This is a genomic window from Nocardioides nanhaiensis, assembly GCF_039542785.1.
In the GTDB taxonomy this organism is placed as follows: Bacteria; Actinomycetota; Actinomycetes; order Propionibacteriales; family Nocardioidaceae; genus Nocardioides; species Nocardioides nanhaiensis.
This window is the reverse complement of sequence record NZ_BAABIM010000004.1, coordinates 163,656-181,829: the sequence shown is the minus strand read 5'-3', so window position 1 is coordinate 181,829 and position 18,174 is coordinate 163,656. Positions and strand designations below refer to the sequence as shown.

Sequence of the window (18,174 nt, the reverse complement as noted above, 5' to 3'; positions counted from 1 at the left end):
CGTCCGTCCACGCGCCGGGTCGGCGGGGAGGTCAGGTGAGGTAGCGGTCGCGCAGGACGCGCTTGACCAGCTTGCCGGTGGGGGTGCGGGGCAGGTCGGTGGAGAAGTCGACGGTGGCCGGCGCCTTGTAGTGCGCGATCCGGCTGCGCACGTGGTCGATCAGCTCGCGCTCCAGGTCGGGGCCGGGCTCGACGCCGTCGGCCGGGTGCACCACGGCCTTGACGGCCTCGCCGAGGTCGTCGTCGGGCACCCCGATGACGGCGACGTCGAGCACCTTCGGATGCATGGTCAGCACGTTCTCGACCTCCTGCGGGTAGATGTTGCGCCCACCGCTGATGATCATGAACGCCGCACGGTCGGTGAGGTAGAGGAAGCCCTCGTCGTCGAGGCGTCCGATGTCGCCCGTGGTGGCCCAATTGTCGTGACGCGGGTGTTGCGCCTGACGCGTCTTCTCCGGGTCGTTGTGGTACTCGAACGGCATGACGTCGCGCTCGAAGTAGACCAACCCGGTCTCGCCCACCGGCACCTCCTCCTGCTCCTCGGTGGTCTCGTCGCACACGTGCACGACGCCGAGCGCAGCCCGCCCGACGCTGCCGGGGTGGGTCAGCCAGTCCTCGGGCCCGATGATCGTGACGCCGGCCGCCTCGGTGGCGGCGTAGTACTCGTGCAGGACCGGGCCCCACCAGTCGATCATCGCCTGCTTGACCTCCACCGGGCACGGGGCGGCGGCGTGGATGGCGTAGCGCAGGGTGGAGACGTCGGCGGCGGCCCGCACCTGCTCGGGCAGCTTGAGCATCCGCACGAACATGGTGGGCACCCACTGGCTGTGCGTCACGCGGTGCTCGGCGATCAGCTCCAGCGCGCGCTCGGGGTCGAAGCGCGGCATCACCACCACCGTGCCGCCCGTGGCCTGGACGATGCCGGAGAACCGCAGCGGCGCGGCGTGGTAGAGCGGCGCGGGGGAGAGGTAGACCGCGTCGGGTCCGAAGCCGTAGAGGCGGCCGAAGACGTCGACCATGAGGTCGCCCGGCTCGTCGACCTGGCGCTCGGGCAGCGTCGGGCGGATCGCCTTCGGGTGGCCGGTGGTGCCCGAGGAATAGAGCATGTCGCCCCCCGCGGGCTGGTCCTCGAACGGCACCGGCGAGGCGCCGGCCAACGCCCGCTCGTAGTCGTCGAACCCGACGGCGCCGCCGACGGCCAGCCGCAACGTCACCCCGGGCGCCGACTCGGCCAGCCGGCGCCCGATCACGGCCAGCTCGGGGGTGGCCGCCGAGACCAGCAGCACCTGGGCGCCGCAGTCGCGCACGATGTAGGCCAGCTCCTCCAGCGAGAGGTGGTGGTTGAGCGCGGTCAGCAGCAGCCCGCTGCGCTTGGTGGCCCAGAACGCCTCGTGGTAGATCGGCCCGTTCTCGGCGAGCAGCGCCACCGCCTCCCCGCGGCGCAGCCCGTGGGCGTGCAGCACGTGCGCCAGGCGCACCGACCGCTCCTCCAGCTGCCCGTAGGTGAGGGTGCGGCCGTCGTCGGCCATGACGACGGCGGGCTTGTCGGGCGTGACGGCGGCGTGGGCTCCCGGGTACATGTGCTCACCCTCACCCGGAGGTGACCTGGGTGTAAACGGTCGCCGGCCACCCGGTGCGCGAGGGTTTTCCCCCTCGTGGGGTCGGCACCGGCCGCCCTAGCGTGGCGACGTGATCCTCGGGAACCGTCGTCCGCACGCCCTGCTCCTGCTCGCGCCGCTCGTCGTGCTCGCGTGCCTGCTCGGGTGGGCGGCACCGCCGTCCACCGGCTCGCCCGGCTCGACTGCCGCAACCGCCACCACGTCCCCGGTCTCGGCGCAGGCCGTGCTCGACGTCGCCACGGCGCGGGGCGCGCAGGACGGTCGCACCGCCACCGTGCGCGGCTACGTGGTGGGTCAGCCGACGTCGTCGACCACCGTGGTGCGCAGCGGCTTCCCGAACGACTACGCGATCGCGCTCGCGGACGCCCCCGGGGTCACCGACACCGCACGGATGCTCTACGTGCAGGTGCCGAGCGCCTTCCGCTCCGCGTGGGGGCTGCGGTCGCGCCCTGCGCAGCTGGACACCGCGGTGGAGGTCACCGGCACCCTGGTCGCCTACTTCTCGCGCCCGGGCCTGACCGGCGCCACCGCGTTCACGGCGGCCGGCGAGGGCGGCGGCGACGGTGGTGACGGCGGTGACGGCGGGACCGGCGACGACGCCTACTGGGCACCCGCCCAGGGCAAGCAGGGCGTGGCGCTCGAGGCGGCGCTGCACGACATCGTCTCCACCGGCGTGACCCGGCTCAGCTACGACCAGGTGTGGGACGCCCTGAAGGTCACCGACCGCGACCCGGCCGACCCGACCCGGGTGATCACGCTCTACTCCGGCACCTCCGAGCCGGCGGGCAACAACGGCGGCGGCGTCGAGCAGTGGAACCGCGAGCACGTGTGGGCGCAGTCGCACGGCGACTTCGGCACGACCGCGGGCCCCGGCACCGACCTGCACCACCTGCGGCCCGAGGACGTCACGGTCAACGGCGCCCGCGGCAACCTGGACTTCGACGAGGGCGGCACCCAGAACGCCGAGGCCCCCGGCAACTACGCCGACGGCGACTCCTGGGAGCCGCGCGACGCCGTCAAGGGCGACGTGGCGCGGATGCTGTTCTACATGGCGGTGCGCTACGAGGGCGGCGACGGCTTCGCCGACCTGGAGCTCAACGACCGCGCCGGCAACGGGGCGACGCCGTTCCACGGCCGGCTCTCGACGCTGCTGGACTGGCACGCCCAGGACCCGCCGACGGCCGCCGAGGTGACCCGCAACGACGTCGTGCAGCAGCGCTACCAGGGCAACCGCAACCCGTTCGTGGACCACCCGGAGTGGGCGGTCTCGATCTGGGGATGACCCGGGAGGAGCCTGCTCCCGGGGAGCCGGTGGGCGGGTTGACGCGACCGGGGGGTGGGTACCTAGACTGACATCGCTCGAACACGTGTTCGAGCGATCAGCCAGGGGTCGAGCCTGCTGAACCTCGCCGAGGAGCGCTCATGCCCCACCCTGCCAGCCCTGCCAGTGACCCCTTCGTCCACCTGCACGTGGCCTCGGGCTACTCCCTGCAGTACGGCGCCTCGCACCCGCACGTGCTGGTGGAGCGGGCCGCCGAGCTGGGGCAGGACACCCTGGCCCTCACCGACCGCGACGGCACCTACGGGGCGGTCAAGTTCGCCAAGGCCTGCCACGCGGCCGGGCTGCGACCGGTGCTCGGCGTCGACCTCGCCTACCGTCCCCCGGGCTGGTCGGGCGGGCGAGCCGCGGGGACCCGCACGCCCACCCGCGGGGGCACCTTCCGCGACCTGCCGCTCGAGCAGGGCGGGTTGCCCCGGGTGGTGGTGCTCGCCACCGCCGACACCAGCTCCGGCACGGGCACCCCGGGCCGGGCCGGCTGGGCAGCGCTGTGCCGGCTGGTCTCCGCGGTGCGGCTCGACGGCGAGCGGGGCGCCCCGGTGCTCGACCTCGAGCAGCTGCCCGACGGCGTCGCCGAGCTGCTGGGCAGCGGACACCTCGCCGTCCTGCTCGGCCCCACCTCGCTGCTGGGCCGTGCCGCCACGCTGCGCCGCGACGACCTGGCCCGCGTCGCGCTGGCGCCCTGGCAGGCGCTGGTGCCGCGGGGGCACCTGGTGGCCGAGGTGGTCAGCCACCGCCGGCCCGGTGGGGGGCACGGGGGAGCGGGCAGCGGGTGGGGGCCGGGCAGCACCCCGCACGCGGCGCGGATGCTGGGGCTGGCGCGCGCGGCCGGCCTGCCCGCGGTGCTCACCAACGCCGTGCGACACGCCGACCGGGCCGACGCCGCCACCATCGACGTGCTCGACGCCGCCCGCCGGCTGGTGCCCCTCGACCTGCGCCACCTCGACCGCGGCAACGCCGAGGGCTACCTGGCCTCGGGCACCCGCATGCACGAGGTGGCCCGCGAGGTCGCCACCGCCGCCGGCCTGGGCGAGCACGAGGCGCTCGACCTGCTGGCCGGCACCCGCCGCCTGGCCGACAGGTGCGCGCTGCACCCCGCGCTCGACCTCGGGCTGGGGGAGGTGCACTTCCCCGAGTTCACCCTCTCCACCGACCACCCCACCGCCGACGACGCGCTGCGCGCCCGCTGCGAGGGCGCGCTGGGCGACCGCTACGGCTCCGCACCCCGGCAGGTGGTCTGGAAGCGCCTGGACGACGAGCTCGAGCTGGTGCGCGGCCTGGGCTACGCCTCCTACTTCCTCACCGTCGGCGACATCACCGACCTGGTCCGCGAGATGGGGGTGCGCTGTGCCGCCCGCGGCTCGGGCGCGGGCAGCCTGATCACCTACCTGCTCGGCATCTCGGGGGTCGACCCGGTGCGCCACGGCCTGCTGATGGAGCGCTTCCTCTCCCCGCTGCGCGGCGCGCTGCCCGACATCGACGTCGACGTGGAGTCCGCGCGCCGCCTCGAGGTCTACGAGGCGATCCTGGCCCGCTACGGCGGCGAGCGCTGCGTGTGCGTCTCGATGATGGACACCTACCGGGTGCGCCACGCCGTGCGCGACGTCGGCGCGGCGCTCGGCATGCCGCCGGGCGAGGTCGACGCCATCGCCAAGGCCTTCCCGCACATCCGCGCCCGCGACGCGCGGGTGGCGCTGCGCGAGCTGCCCGAGCTGCGCGCCGGCGGCCTGGCCGAGCCCGACCTCGACCTGATGTTCCGCCTGGTCGAGCGGCTGGACGGCCTGCCGCGCCACGTGGCCGTGCACCCCTGCGGCGTGCTGCTCTCCGACGCCACCCTGCTCGACCGCACGCCGGTCGAGGCCAGCTTCGCGGGCTTCCCGATGAGCCAGTTCGACAAGGACGACGTCGAGGACCTCGGGCTGCTCAAGCTCGACGTGCTCGGCATCCGGATGCAGTCGGCGATGGCGCACGCGGTGCGCGAGATCCAGCGCACCCACGAGGTCGAGGTCGACCTCGACGACGAGCAGCAGGTGCCGCTGGAGGACCCCGCGACCTACGAGATGATCAGCAGCGCCCGCACCCTGGGCGTCTTCCAGATCGAGTCGCCCGGCCAGCGCGAGCTGGTGGGCAAGTCCGGCCTGGAGACCTTCGAGCACGTGATCACCGACATCTCGCTCTTCCGGCCCGGGCCGGTCAAGAGCGACATGATCACCCCCTACCTGGAGGTCAAGCAGGGGTGGCGCGAGGCCACCTACCTGCACCCCGACCTGCGCCCGATCCTCGAGGGCACCTACGGCGTGGTGGTCTTCCACGAGCAGGTCATCGAGATCATCGCCCGGTTCGCGCGGATCGACTACGACGAGGCCGACGAGCGGCGCCGCGCCCTCGGGGACCGCGAGGGCATGGCGCACACCAAGGCGTGGTTCGTGCCGCGGGCGCTGGCCCACGGCTACCCGCCCGCGGTGGTCGACCGGGTGTGGGCGGTGCTCGAGGCGTTCGCCTCCTTCGGGTTCTGCAAGGCCCACGCCGCGGCCTTCGCGCTGCCCACCTTCCAGTCCGCCTGGCTCAAGACCCACTGGACCGCGCACTTCCTGGCCGGGGTCCTCACCCACGACCCCGGCATGTACCCCAAGCGGCTGATCCTCGAGGACGCCCGCCAGCACGACGTGCCGGTGCTCGGGCTCGACGTCGACCGCAGCGGCGCGGAGTACGTCGTGGAGATGGTGGGCGACCCGCCGGTGGCGGGCATCCGGGTGGCCCTGGCCGACGTCAAGGGGATCAGCGCCGCCGAGGTGGCGCGGGTGGTGGCCGCGCGCCCCTACGCCTCGCTCACCGACTTCTGGCACCGGGCGCGGGTCTCGCGGCCCGTGGTCGAGCGGCTGGTGCTGGCCGGCGCCTTCGACGGCGTCTACGGCATCGGGCACCGCGACGGCGTCGCCCGGCGCGGCCGGGTCACCCGGCGCGACCTGCTGCTGCAGGTGGCCGAGCTGGACCGCCACGGCCGGGCGCTCGACCGCGCTGCCCGCGGCCGGGGTCGCGGGGTGGGCCGCGCTCCCGCCCGCGGACGCGTCGTGAGCGAGCCGGCCCAGCACCCGGCCCAGCACGACGTCGCGCAGGCCGCGCTGCGCAACGCCGCCGACCCGCGTGACCGCGCCCGCGCCGTCGAGCTCGAGCGGCACCCGATGGCGCAGGCCGGGGTGTGGGCGCGCGCCTCGGCGCAGAGCCGGGCCGCCGCCCCACCGGCCGAGGTCTCCTCGGTGCAGCTGGCGCTCGACCTCGGCGACGGACCCGCCGAGGGCGAGGTCTCCGGCCTGCCCGAGATGACGGTCGCGGAGTCGATGGCGGCCGAGCTGGAGATCCTCGGGCTCGACGTCAGCCAGCACGTGGTGCACGCCTACGAGCCGTTCCTCGCCGAGCTCGGCGTCACCCGCAGCACCGAGCTGCTGGGCCGCCGCAGCCGCGCCGAGGTCCTCGTGGCAGGCGTCAAGGTGGCCACCCAGACCCCGCCGATCCGGTCGGGTCGCCGGGTCGTCTTCCTCACCCTCGACGACGCCACCGGGCCGGTGGACGCCACCTTCTTCGAGGACGCCCAGGGTCCCTACGCCGCCACGGTCTTCCACTCCTGGCTGCTGGTGGTGCGCGGCGAGCTGCGCCGCACCGGCCACCGCGGCGTCTCGCTGCGTGCCACGGGGTGCTGGGAGCTGCCCGCCCTGCACGGGCTGTGGCAGCGCGAGGGCCTCGAGGCGGTGCTGGCGCAGATGGCCACGGTGCCCGAGGGGTTCGGCGGCGTCGGGGTCGAGCGCGCCGGCGCGGGGGCCGCGGCCAGCCGCGCCAGCCGCCCGGTGATGGCGCGCCCGCAGGCCTTCACCGAGGACGGCGAGCCCACCGGTACCGGCGGTGACCAGGGCGAGCAGGCCCACCCCGGCACCGCCGGCGGGATGGGACGCCGTCGGGTGCTGGTGCACTCCAGCGGGTTCAAGCTCTCGCCCTACGCCGACGTCAAGCCGGCCGGCGAGGACACCCGTCAGGTGGCGCGCAAGCTGTGGCACCGCAGCCCCGGGAGCCCGGGATGAGACCACTACTGTGTGGCCCATGTCTGGCAGCGAGCGTCCGAGCGAACGACGGGGAGCCACCCGCACCGCGGTGCTCTGGGACGCGCTGCAGCCCGTCCTGGCCGGCGGGCCCGGTCTCGACGTGCTCGACGTCGGCGGCGGCACCGGCGGGCTCGCCGTCCGGGTGGCCGAGCAGGGCCACCGGGTCACCGTCGTCGACCCCAGCCCCGACGCCCTGGCCGCGCTCGGGCGCCGTGCCCGCGAGCTCGGCGTCGAGGTCGCCGGGGTGCAGGGCGACCTCGCGAGCCTGGCCGAGGTCGTCGGCGCCGGCAGCGTCGACGTCGTGCTCTGCCACGGGGTGCTCGAGGTGGTCGCCGACCCCGCCGCCGCCCTGCGCAGCCTGCGCGCGGTGCTGCGCCCCCAGGGCCGGCTCAGCCTGCTGGTGGCCCAGCGCCACGCGGCGGTGCTGGCCCGCGCCATGGCCGGCCACTTCACCCAGGCCGCAGCGGTGCTGCGCGGTGAGGACAGCGCCCGCTCGGGGCACCGCTTCACCGCCGAGGAGGTGCACGGGCTGCTCGCCGAGGCCGGGCTGGCGGTGCACGGCACCCACGCCGTCCGGGTCTTCGCCGACCTCGTGCCCGGCTCGCTGCTCGACCTCGAGCCCGGCGCCACCGCCGCGCTGCTCGAGCTGGAGCGGGCGGTGGCCGAGCGCCCCGAGTACCTGCCGCTGGCCACGCAGGTGCACGTGCTGGCGGGCCCTGCGTCCTAGGACCGTGCCTGGGCGGGCCCGGTGAGCCCGGTGAGCCCGGGGGAGATCGCGACCCCGATCCTGCACGCCGACCTCGACGCGTTCTACGCCTCGGTGCTGATCCGCGACCGGCCCGAGCTGCGCGAGGTGCCGGTGATCGTGGGCGGTGGCCACCGCGGGGTGGTGCTGGCGGCCAACTACGTGGCGCGCGCCTACGGGGTGCGCTCGGCGATGACGGGCACCCGCGCCCGCCGCCTGTGCCCGCAGGCGGTGGTGCTGCAGCCCGACTACGACCTGTTCAGCACCGTCTCCACCGGGGTGATGGAGTGCTTCCGACGGGTCACCCCGCTGGTCGAGGCGATCTCCCTCGACGAGGCCTTCCTCGACGTGCGGGGCGCCTCGCGGCGCCTCGGCGGTCCCGTCGAGGTGGCCGAGCGGCTGCGCGCGATGATCCACGACGAGCAGCGGATCACCTGCTCGGTGGGGGTGGCGGCGTCGATCTCGGTGGCCAAGCTGGCCAGCAAGCGCGCCAAGCCCGACGGCGTGGTGGTGGTGCCGCCCGGGCAGATCACCTCCTTCCTGCACCCCCTCGACGTCGGCGAGCTCTACGGGGTGGGGGAGAAGACCCGGGCGCTGCTGCACCGGCTGGGGCTGGTCACCGTCGGCGACGTGGCCCACACCCCGCTGCGCACCCTGCAGCGCGCGGTGGGCGAGCACCTGGGGGCGCACCTGCACCAGCTGGCCTGGGGCTCGGACCGCCGCGAGCTGACGCCGCGCAGCACCGGGGTGTTCGGGCACGGCGCGCGCTCCGGCGAGGGCGACCCCGACAAGTCGATGGGCGCCCAGGAGACCTTCGGCCGCGACACCGACGACCGGGCGGTGATCGCCCGCGAGCTGCTGCGGCTCACCGCCAAGGTCACCCACCGGATGCGGGTGGCGGGGGTCGCCGGCCGCACGGTCACCCTGACCGTCCGGTTCGCCGACTTCACCACCATCACCCGCAGCCGCACCCTGCCCGAGGCCACCGAGGGCACCCAGGAGGTCTACCGCACCGCGCTGGCGCTCTACGACGCCCTGGGCCTGCAGCGCGCCCGGGTGCGGCTGGTGGGGGTGCGCGCGGAGGGCCTGGTGCCGCGCGAGCGGGTCGAGCGCCAGCTGCAGCTGGGGGAGCGCGAGCACGGGTGGTCCGACGCCGATCGCGCCGTCGACCGGGCCACGCTGCGGTTCGGCTCGGCCGCCGTCCGGCCCGCCAGCCTGCTGGGCTGACCTGGACCGATCCGATCGGGTAGCGCCCCTGGCCCGAACGGGTGGGGCAGGTCTGCCGCAACGAATCGGACACGCGGCTACCGCTCCTGCACCCGTCTGCCTAGACTTGGCGCACGTCGACCGCTCGACGGTCCCCCCGGACCGATGTGCGTGGCCGACGGAGTGAGCCGACACGAGATTCCTGGGAGGACCGGTGCCACTCTCCGAAGAGGAGCTGCGACTGCTCGAGCAGATGGAGCGCGCCCTCGTCGAGGAGGACCCCAAGTTCGCCTCCACCCTGCGCGGCACCTCGCTGCGCCGCACCGCACGCCGCCGCGCCGTGCTGGCCGGGGTGGTCTTCCTGGTGGGCGTGGTGCTCCTGATGTCCGGCGCGATCACGCAGCTGTGGCCGGTCGGCCTCGCCGGCTTCGTGGTCATGCTCGCCGCCGCCACCGTCGGTCTCACCGCCCTCAAGGGCCAGGCCGCCGCGGAGTCGCCGGCCGCCGCCCAGGCGCACCCCTCGGGCTTCGGCGTGGTCGAGGGCGGCCGCAGCCGCCCCAAGCGCGGTCGCACCAAGCGCACCCGCGGCGCGAGCCGCTCCCAGGGCTCCTTCATGGAGCGCATGGAGGAGCGGTGGCGTCGTCGCCGCGACGAGAACGGCGGGTTCTGATCCACACCGAGGCACGAGGTGTGGATCGTCGGTCGTCGAGTAGGGCGGCGCGGGTGAGCTCGCGAACCCGCGGCGACCGTACCGAGACGCAGTGAGCTGAGAAGCAACTCAGGCGCAGGAGCCACTGCCGAGGAACGATCAAGCGAGCCAGCAGTGACCGAGGCACGAGGTCACTGCTGAGCGAGACGAGGTTGAGCAAGGCCCACGGGTGAGCTGGCGAACCCGTGACGGCCGCGTCGAAACCCCCGCAGCCCACGCAGCTACGTCGACGGGCACACCGCCAACCGGCGACGGCGAGACTGGCTCCGTCGTCGCCGCCTCGTCCCTCGGCGGCGACTCCTCCGCCTGGGCTGCTTCCCGGCTCACCGCGTCTCGGTACGCCCGCCGCGACTTCGCAGGCTCAGTCGCGCCGTGCTACTCGACGACCATCGATGCACACCTCATTCTTCGGTGTGCATCACCTCAGGTGCTCGACCAACCCGCCCGACCAGGCGGGACGCTCGGAGAGGCTGCCGGCGGCGGCCTCGTCCTCGCGCACCAGGCGGCCGCGGGCACCGGGGAGCACCGAGGCGGGCCACCAGCGGGCGCGACGGCGGGTGCGGGGCGGGACGCCGGCCTCGAGGGCCTCGACGCACGTGCCGCCCTCGGCGCGCAGGTGGCGTTGCGGTGGTGCGTCCCCGACGGGAGCGGGGGCGTAGCGGGTGCGCTCGAGGTCGGCCACGATCCGGTCGAGGGCGCGCACGGCATCGGGATTGGTGCCGGGACCGTGGGCGGGGCGGTCGGCCAGCAGGTCGTCGCCGGGGAGGCCGAACCAGCTCACGAGCCGGTCGCGGGTCTCCCGGGGGGAGCGACCCGAGGGCCAGGCCAGGCCGAGGTCGGCGGCGGTGGCGCGCAGCTCCACCCAGACCGCCTCGGGCGACCCGTCGAGGCGCTGCACGCGCAGCCGCCGGCGCAGCCACGAGGGCAGCAGCAGGCCGCCCACCAGCAGCACCAGGCCGGCGCCCCCGCCGAGCAGCCGCAGCCACGGGACGCCGGCGCCGTCGTCCTGGCCGTCCTGGTCGACGGTCTCGGGGGAGGGCACGTCCTCGGGGCGCGGGGCGGCCGGGCTCTGGCCGGCGCTCGGCTCGGGCTGCTGGCTCGGCTCGGTGCCGGCGGAGGGCTCCGGGGCGGCCTCGGCCAGACCCCGTGCGTAGGAGGGCACCTGCGGCACCCGGACGCCGGGGGTGGGCTCGAAGGCGACCCAGCCGAAGCCGTCGAAGTAGAGCTCGGGCCAGGCGTGCAGGTCGTGCGCGCTGTAGACGTAGGTGTCGCGACCGGTCCGCTCGGGGGTCAGGAAGCCGACCGACATCCGAGCGGGGATGCCCAGGACGCGCGCCATGGTGGCCATCGCGGCGGCGAACTGCTCGCAGTACCCCACGCGCCCGCCGTCCCCGGGGGTGATGAACCGCACGAGGTCGTCGCCGCTGCTGGTGTCGGGGCCGTCGTTCAGGTCGTACTCGAAGTTCTGGCGGAACCAGTCCTGCAGGGCCACCGCCTTGTCGTACTTGGTGGTGGCCTCGGAGGTGACCTCGAGGGCCGTCTGGGTGATGACCGGGCTCAGGTCCTCGGGCAGCTCGGTGAACTCCGCGTCGACCTCGGTGGTGGAGAGGGAGGCGTCGTCGAGACCGCGGGCGGTGATGTCGAGGTCGACGGCGGTCATCGTGTACTCGGCGCCGCGGGTGTCGAGCTCCTCGTCCCAGTGGAAGAAGTCGGTGGTGGCGTCGTCGAAGCGCCAGTCGCCGTCGGCCTCGATGAACGAGATGGGGGCCTGCGTGGGCAACCAGGAGGAGTTGAACGACTCGTCGACCTCGATGGCGTACCGGTGCTCGGTGCGCGGGACGCTGGGCGCGACACCCTGCAGGGGCGGCATGGGTCCCGCGGGGCGGTTCGCCGGCGGGATGTCGCGGTCGCCCGGGCTCCACTCGCCGCCCGAGAAGCGCTTCAGCACGGTCACGCGCAGGTACCGCGGGTTGGGGTCGTCGGTGCGCACCGTGACCAGGTCGATGTCGCGACCCCGGTTGAGGTCGCGGAGCAGGTCGGCGGTGGGGTTCTCGATCGTGACCTCCTCACCCTCGCCGTCGCCCTGGCCGAGGCTCAGCAGGCCGAGGTCGAGGGTGGGCACGAACACGGGCACGACGACGGCGAGCGCCGTGGCCGCGCCGCCGATGGCGCCCGCCTTCACCCGGGCGGCGCCGGTGCGCACGCCGAAGCCGGCGGCCGCCCCCGCGCGTGGTCCGTCCTGGCCCTCCGGGCCGTCGGCCTCCAGGGGGCGCCCCCAGCGGGTGAGCTCCTCGGCCTCGTGCAGGTAGAGCAGCGTGAGGTAGCCCAGTGCCGTGGCCACGAAGACGGCCACCGGGATGCTGTGGCCGAGCAGGCTCACCGGCACGCTGTAGGCGGTGAGCAGGGGCAGACCCGCGAGTGGTGCGCGCCGGGCGGTGCTGCTCAGCGCGTCGACGGCGAGCATCGCCAGCGCCCCGCCGGCCACCAGCAGCGGTGCCAGCGAGGGCGCGCTGGCGGGGACGGGCGCGGCGTAGGCCTGCGCGCTCTCGGTGGCCAGGGAGAAGGCCCGCAGCAGCTCGGCCCATCCCGACCCGAGGGGCAGGGCGACCCCCGCCGTCGTCCAGCTGAGCACCAGCCCCATGACGACCGCCTGGGCGAGCACGACCAGCAGGGCCGGCACGCGCGCCCAGCGCAGCAGCACACCGGTGCCGGCGCCGGCCAGGCCGACGCCGAGCAGCGGGCCAAGGAAGCTCTCGGGCCCGGCCACGAACCCGTTCCACGACCACAGCGCCGCCCACGTGGTCAGCACCCCCACCAGGGAGAGCAGCAGGTGGGGCAGCACCCGGGGGGTCAGCCGGGTCCGGCCCGGGCCGGGGCGGCCGGCGCGCGGGGCCTCGACGGTGGCGGTGGCGGTGCTCATCAGGCCACCACCCCGGCGGCGCGACCCGGCGCGCCCGAGGGCCGGGAGGGCGACCGGCCCAGCTCCTGCCAGACCTGGTCGAGCCGGTCGCGGGGTCCCAGCGACGCGCAGCGCCATCCCTGCTGGGCGAGCAGGGGGAGTGCGCCACCGGTCGCGGTGGCGGGGCTGCCACCCCAGGCGTCGACGTCGAGGGCCAGGGCGAACGAGGAGGAGGTGTGGTGCAGCATCCGCCGCAGCACGGGCACGTCGTGGTCGCCGACGCTGCCGAGCACCGCGACCGTGACGCCGCCCTGCCCCTGCTCGCCGAGCCAGGTGGTGTCCAGGTGCAGGCGCGGCAGGGTCTCGACGACGGCGAGGGCCTCGAGCAGCGGTCCGGCCGACTCCTCGCCGCCGGCGTGCCACCCGCCGGCGGAGTCCTCGCCGGAGGCCGTGGCCAGCCGGACGGCGAAGCCGCGCTGGGTCAGGTGCACGGCGACCGAGGCGGTCGCCGAGACCGCCGCCTCCAGGGAGGAGGCGATGCCCTGGCCCCGGTGCGAGCCAGCGCGGTTGTCGAGGAAGACCGTGGCCCGCGACTGCCAGGGCTGCTCCTCGCGGCGCACCATCAGCTCGCCCACCCGGGCCGAGCTGCGCCAGTGCACGCGTCGCAGGTCGTCGCCGCGCCGGTACTCGCGCACCGTGACGTCCTCGGCGGAGCCGACGGCGAAGGCCCGTGGGCGGTTGTCGCCCGACCCGGTCCAGCCGCCGCCCAGCGGCACCACCGGCAGCGGGACGGTGCGGGGCGTCACGGTCAGGGCGGCGGTGCTGCTGAAGGACCGGCCGAGCTCGACCAGGCCGAACGGGTCACTGACGCGCACGCTCATCGGGCCGATGTCGAAGCGGCCGCGCACGTCGGAGCGGACCTGGTAGGTGACGTGCCGGCGCCACCCCTGGCCGATGCCGTCGAGCACGAACCGGGGGCGGGTGCCGAGCACGTAGGGCACCTGGTCCTCCAGCAGCAGGGTGCCGCTGGGGGTGCGGCCTTCGTTGGTGAGGGAGAGGTTGACGCGCGCGGTCTGCCCCGCGGCCACCAGCTGGGGCGTGACGGTACGCACCAGTGCCAGCCGGTAGCGCCCGCGACCGACGACGACCGCGGTGACCAGCGGCAGCGCGAGCACGAGCACGCCCACCCGGGTGAGGGCCGGCTGGCCCATCACCACGGCGCAGACGACGGCCGTGACGCCGGCGGCCAGGAAGGCGCGCCCGCGGACGGTCAGCCCGCGCAGGGCCTCACGCACGGTGCTTGCTGCCCGGTGCGCCCGTCCACGTGCCGCCGGCTGCTGCTCCTGCTGCGGGGGGTGCGGCGGGCGGCGGCGAGGCCGGGCCGTGCGGCACGGCGACGGCGCCGAGCAGCCCGTCCAGGATCGTGGCGGTGGAGCGGCCGCTCATCGCGGCCTCCACGCTGGGCAGCAGCCGGTGGGTGAGCACCGGGCGCGCCAGCTGGCGCACGTCGTCGGGCAGCACGTAGTCGCGCCCCGCCATCGCGGCCGCGGCCTTGGCGGCTCGCACCAGGTGCAGCGTCGCGCGGGGGGAGGCACCCAGCACGAGCTCGGGGGAGCGGCGGGTGGCGGTGGTGAGTGCGACGGCGTAGCGCTGCACGGCCTCCGCGACGTGCACGGCTCGCACGATCCCGGTGAGCTTGCGCAGCTCGCCGGCGTCGGTGACCGGCTCGAGGTCCTCCAGGGGGTTGGCCCCGGTGTGGGAGTCGAGCATCGCGATCTCGGCTGCCTCGACGGGGTAGCCGACCGAGACCCTGGCCATGAAGCGGTCGCGCTGCGCCTCGGGGAGGGCGTAGGTGCCCTCCATCTCGATCGGGTTCTGGGTCGCGATCACCATGAACGGCGTCTCTAGCTCGTAGGTGGCGTTGTCGACGGTGACCTGACGCTCCTCCATGCACTCCAGCAGCGCCGACTGGGTCTTGGGGGAGGCGCGGTTGATCTCGTCGCCGACCACGATGTTGGCGAAGATGCCGCCGGGGCGGAACTCGAACTCGCGGGTGTTCTGGTTGAAGACCGAGACGCCGGTGACGTCGGAGGGCAGCAGGTCGGGCGTGAACTGGATGCGCCGCACCGAGCAGTCGATGCTGCGGGCCAAGGACTTGCTCAGCATCGTCTTGCCGACGCCGGGCACGTCCTCGATCAGCAGGTGCCCCTCGGCCAGCAGCACCACGAGCGCCGCGTGCACGACGTCGGGCTTGCCCTCGATGACGCGCTCGATGTTGGTGCGGATGCGCTCGGTCACGGTGGCCAGCGTGGTGAGGTCGGCGCTCGCAGCCGCGCCCGCACCCTCACCCACCGGCACGCCCTGCGTGATGGACCCGGCCTGCCCGGTGTGCTCCACGTGTGTGGTCCTTCCGTCGGTGTGCCGGTGCGGCCCGGGCCGCACCCACAGGAGATGACGTGCGCCGCGCGCGCTCGGTTGCGAGCTGCGGTCGGTCGCCCGGTGCTGCCGCTCAGCCTAGGTAATCACGGCAACCGCCGCCGCCCCGGTGCGTCGGGCCGGCCTCGGGCGACCTCCGTGTCGACCTCGGGCCGGCCCCGGGCAGGCCGAGCGTCAGCACGGGGGTGCTCGTCCCCACCACCGCTCCACCGCGAGGCAGGACCGGTGGCCGCCGCGGTGGGGGCTCCCCACGATCCGCCCCACGACTCCCCACCACGCCCCCCCACGAGCCGCTGGGCCGGGACCTCGTGGACGCCGCGGGGCGGCACCGGCGGCGGCACCGGCGGCGGCGCCGGGTCGACACCGCGGCGGCACGGGGGCGACACGGGCCCCCAGGGGGCCGAATGTGGTTGACGGTGGGGGAAAGTGGCGTACTGTGGGGGAAAGTGGAGCAAGAGACCCCCTGAGTGGTGGGCAGGAGGTGCCTGATGCGGTTCATGGGCACGTTCACCCCCAAGCTCGACGAGAAGGGGCGCCTCTTCCTCCCGGCGAAGTACCGAGACGTGCTGGCGGAAGGGGTCGTGGTGACGCGAGGTCAGGAGCACTGCCTCGTGGTCTGGCCTCCCGAGGTCTTCGACCGCGAGTCCGAGCGCCAGGCCGAGCAGCCCCTGACGAACAAGGGCGCCCGCGCCTACGCCCGGATGCTCTTCTCCGGCGGTGACGAGGTCGTGCCCGACAAGCAGGGCCGCATCGGCATCCCGGCCGTGCTGCGCGAGTACGCCTCGCTGGAGCGCGAGGTCGTCGTCATCGGCGTGCGCGACCGGTTCGAGATCTGGAACCCCACGAGCTGGCGGGACTACCAGGAGGCCGAGCTGGCCGCCTTCGCCGAGCTCGACGACGAGTAGCCACCGCACCAGCCAGCACCAGCCAGCACCAGCCAGCACCAGCCAGCACCAGCCAGCACCAGCCACAACTCCACACGATCCGCCGGGCGAGGCCTCTGCCCCGCTCACCAGCGTCGACGTTCCTTCTGGGGCACCTTCCCCGGCACCAGACGGAGCACTTCCCTCGACGGACCCCATCCCCTGTGTCCCCAGGGGGAGCGGGCAGGGACCTGGCCCGGCGGATCACCCAGCACCACCCGGCACCACCCGGCACCACCCGGCACCACCCGGCACCACCCGGCACCACCGAGCAGCACCCAGCAGCACCCAGCAGCACCGAGCACCACCCTCCCGTCCACCGCGCCACGCGATCAGGGGTCGAGCAGATGAGCACCGTCCGCGCACGTATCGAGGCACCGCCGTCGGCGCAGCCCCGGGTGCGCCACCAGGCCCGCGACGCGGCGCTGGTGATGGCGTTCTCCGCCGCCTGCTCGCTCGGGTTGGCCCTGGGGGTCCTCGCCCTCACCACGCTGGGCCGCTGAGGTGAGCGCCTCCCACGTCCCGGTCCTGATCGACCGGGTGGTCGCGCTGCTCGCACCGGCCCTCGAGCCCGAGGGCAGCGTCCTGGTCGACGCGACCCTGGGCCTGGGCGGGCACACCGAGGCCGTGCTCGAGCGCTGCCCCACCGCCCGCGTCGTCGGCATCGACCGCGACCCGCAGGCGCTCGACCTCTCCCGGCGCCGCCTGGCCGGCGTCGGCGAGCGGTTCACCGCCCACCACGCCACCTACGACGAGATCCCCGAGGTGCTCGAGCGCGAGGGCCTGACCCACGTGCAGGGCGTGCTGTTCGACCTCGGCGTCTCCTCGCTGCAGCTCGACGAGCGCGAGCGCGGCTTCGCCTACGCCCAGGACGCCCCGCTGGACATGCGCATGGACGGCAGCGCCGGCCCCACCGCCGCCGACGTCCTGAACACCTACGAGGCGCGCGACCTGGCCCGGGTGCTGCGCGAGTACGGCGAGGAGCGCTTCGCCTCCCGGATCGCGGCAGCGGTGGTGCGCCGGCGCGCCGAGGAGCCGTGGACCACCTCCGGCCCGCTGGTCGACCTGCTCTACGACGTCATCCCGGCACCCGCGCGCCGCACCGGCGGACACCCGGCCAAGCGCACCTTCCAGGCGCTGCGCATGGAGGTCAACGACGAGCTGGCGGTGCTGCGCCGCGCGCTGCCGGCCGCCATCGAGGCGATCGGCGTCGGGGGTCGCGTGGTCGTGGAGTCCTACCACTCCCTGGAGGACCGGCTGGTCAAGCGCGCCTTCACCGCCGCCACCCGTCTCGACGTGCCCGAGGACCTGCCGTTCGTGCCCGAGGGCGCCGAGCCCGCCTTCAAGGCCGTCACCCGGGGTGCCGAGCAGGCCGACGAGGCCGAGGTGGCGCACAACCCCCGTGCCGCCTCGGTGCGCCTGCGCGCCCTCGAACGGATCCGACCTTCCGCACGCCCCCACCCCCCGCACGGCCAGACCCACGGCCAGACCCCCGGCAAAGGAGCCGCACGATGAGCAGCAGCCCCCTCCGCTCGCTCGACCCGCCCGGCAGCGCCCAGCTGCGCGGGCGCCTGCCCCGCCTTGCCGGCGACGCCGTGGAGCGGGCCCGCCTGCGCGTGGTGGCGCGGCCCGCGCGGGCCGCCACGCCGCGGCTGCCCTTCGTCGTCCTGGTGAGCATGCTGCTGGTGGGCGGCGTGGTGGGTCTGCTGCTGTTCAACACCTCGATGCAGCAGGCTTCGTTCGCCGCGTCGTCGCTGGAGCAGCAGGCGCGCACGCTCGACGCGCGCGAGCAGGAGCTGCGCAGCCAGCTGGAGGGTCTGCGCGACCCGCAGCGCCTGGCGCGCACCGCGGCCCGCCGCGGCATGGTCATCCCCGCGGCCCCGTGCTTCCTGCCGCTCGGTGGCGCGCCCGTGGAGGGCGTCTGCACACCGGCCTCGCCGGAGGACGCCCTGCCGGTGGAGCCGCCCCCGATCGCCCGCCCGGCCGCCTTCGACCCGCCGCCGGTGCGGGCTCCCGACGCCGCCTCGACGACGCCCCCGGCGCCGTCGGGCACCCGAGCACCCGAGAGCCGGGTCCGCGACGGGCGCGGCGACGCGCGGGAGGGCGCCCGAGACGGTAGAAACAGGTCCCAGCAGTCACAGCAGCCCCGTGCGAACCAGCAGTCACAGCAGAACCAGCAGAGCCAGCGCCCCGCCCGCTGACCAG

At 75.0% G+C, this 18,174-nt stretch carries 13 protein-coding genes; 9 read left to right on the top strand and 4 right to left on the bottom strand.

Annotated elements, in window-relative coordinates; genetic code table 11:
* Positions 1–31: 31 nt before the first annotated feature.
* Complete coding sequence (locus ABD948_RS17895; protein WP_345268388.1) at positions 32–1,579, bottom strand: acyl-CoA synthetase; 1,548 nt, start codon at positions 1,577–1,579, stop codon at positions 32–34.
* A gap of 109 nt (positions 1,580–1,688) precedes the next feature.
* Here ABD948_RS17895 and ABD948_RS17890 point away from each other — a divergent pair, with 109 nt between their 5' ends.
* The 5 genes from ABD948_RS17890 to ABD948_RS17870 all read left to right on the top strand — a co-directional run bounded on the left by ABD948_RS17890 (position 1,689) and on the right by ABD948_RS17870 (position 9,672).
* A complete protein-coding gene (locus ABD948_RS17890; RefSeq protein WP_345268386.1) occupies positions 1,689–2,900 on the top strand; it encodes an endonuclease in 1,212 nt (403 codons plus the stop codon).
* A gap of 140 nt (positions 2,901–3,040) precedes the next feature.
* A complete protein-coding gene (locus ABD948_RS17885; RefSeq protein WP_345268384.1) occupies positions 3,041–7,030 on the top strand; it encodes a DNA polymerase III subunit alpha in 3,990 nt (1,329 codons plus the stop codon).
* A 19-nt stretch (positions 7,031–7,049) separates the two neighbouring features.
* Positions 7,050–7,778: a methyltransferase gene (locus tag ABD948_RS17880; RefSeq protein WP_345268382.1), complete on the top strand. Its 729-nt coding sequence runs from the start codon at positions 7,050–7,052 to the stop codon at positions 7,776–7,778.
* Positions 7,779–7,799: 21 nt separating this feature from the next.
* Positions 7,800–9,023 carry a DNA polymerase IV gene (gene dinB / locus ABD948_RS17875; protein WP_345268379.1) on the top strand — a complete coding sequence of 408 codons (1,224 nt, stop codon included), beginning with the start codon at positions 7,800–7,802 and terminating at the stop codon, positions 9,021–9,023.
* Between the two features lie 193 nt (positions 9,024–9,216).
* Positions 9,217–9,672, top strand: coding sequence for a DUF3040 domain-containing protein (locus ABD948_RS17870; protein WP_345268377.1), 456 nt, complete (start codon positions 9,217–9,219; stop codon positions 9,670–9,672).
* Positions 9,673–10,129: 457 nt separating this feature from the next.
* On the opposite strand, the gene ABD948_RS17865 is transcribed toward ABD948_RS17870, so the two are convergent.
* Genes ABD948_RS17865 through ABD948_RS17855 form a run of 3 tightly spaced genes read right to left on the bottom strand, consistent with a single transcriptional unit; the run spans position 10,130 to position 14,962 of the window.
* A complete protein-coding gene (locus tag ABD948_RS17865; protein WP_345268375.1) occupies positions 10,130–12,631 on the bottom strand; it encodes a transglutaminase TgpA family protein in 2,502 nt (833 codons plus the stop codon).
* Positions 12,631–13,905 (bottom strand): DUF58 domain-containing protein, encoded by a 1,275-nt coding sequence (locus ABD948_RS17860; protein WP_345268373.1) that lies wholly within the window; start codon positions 13,903–13,905, stop codon positions 12,631–12,633. Before ABD948_RS17860 ends, ABD948_RS17865 begins: the two co-directional genes overlap by 1 nt.
* On the bottom strand, positions 13,898–14,962 hold the full coding sequence (locus ABD948_RS17855) for an AAA family ATPase (protein ID WP_425576644.1): 1,065 nt from the start codon (positions 14,960–14,962) through the stop codon (positions 13,898–13,900). Before ABD948_RS17855 ends, ABD948_RS17860 begins: the two co-directional genes overlap by 8 nt.
* A gap of 572 nt (positions 14,963–15,534) precedes the next feature.
* Between ABD948_RS17855 and mraZ the strand changes: the two genes are divergently transcribed.
* The 4 genes from mraZ to ftsL all read left to right on the top strand — a co-directional run bounded on the left by mraZ (position 15,535) and on the right by ftsL (position 18,170).
* Positions 15,535–15,951: a division/cell wall cluster transcriptional repressor MraZ gene (gene mraZ, locus ABD948_RS17850; protein ID WP_345268371.1), complete on the top strand. Its 417-nt coding sequence runs from the start codon at positions 15,535–15,537 to the stop codon at positions 15,949–15,951.
* A gap of 365 nt (positions 15,952–16,316) precedes the next feature.
* Positions 16,317–16,472, top strand: a complete 156-nt coding sequence (locus ABD948_RS17845; protein WP_345268369.1) for a hypothetical protein — start codon at positions 16,317–16,319, stop codon at positions 16,470–16,472.
* A 1-nt stretch (position 16,473) separates the two neighbouring features.
* Positions 16,474–17,484: a 16S rRNA (cytosine(1402)-N(4))-methyltransferase RsmH gene (gene rsmH, locus ABD948_RS17840; RefSeq protein ID WP_345268367.1), complete on the top strand. Its 1,011-nt coding sequence runs from the start codon at positions 16,474–16,476 to the stop codon at positions 17,482–17,484.
* Positions 17,481–18,170 (top strand): cell division protein FtsL, encoded by a 690-nt coding sequence (gene ftsL, locus ABD948_RS17835; RefSeq protein ID WP_345268365.1) that lies wholly within the window; start codon positions 17,481–17,483, stop codon positions 18,168–18,170. The genes rsmH and ftsL overlap by 4 nt, the downstream gene beginning before the upstream one ends.
* The last annotated feature ends 4 nt before the right edge of the window (positions 18,171–18,174 follow it).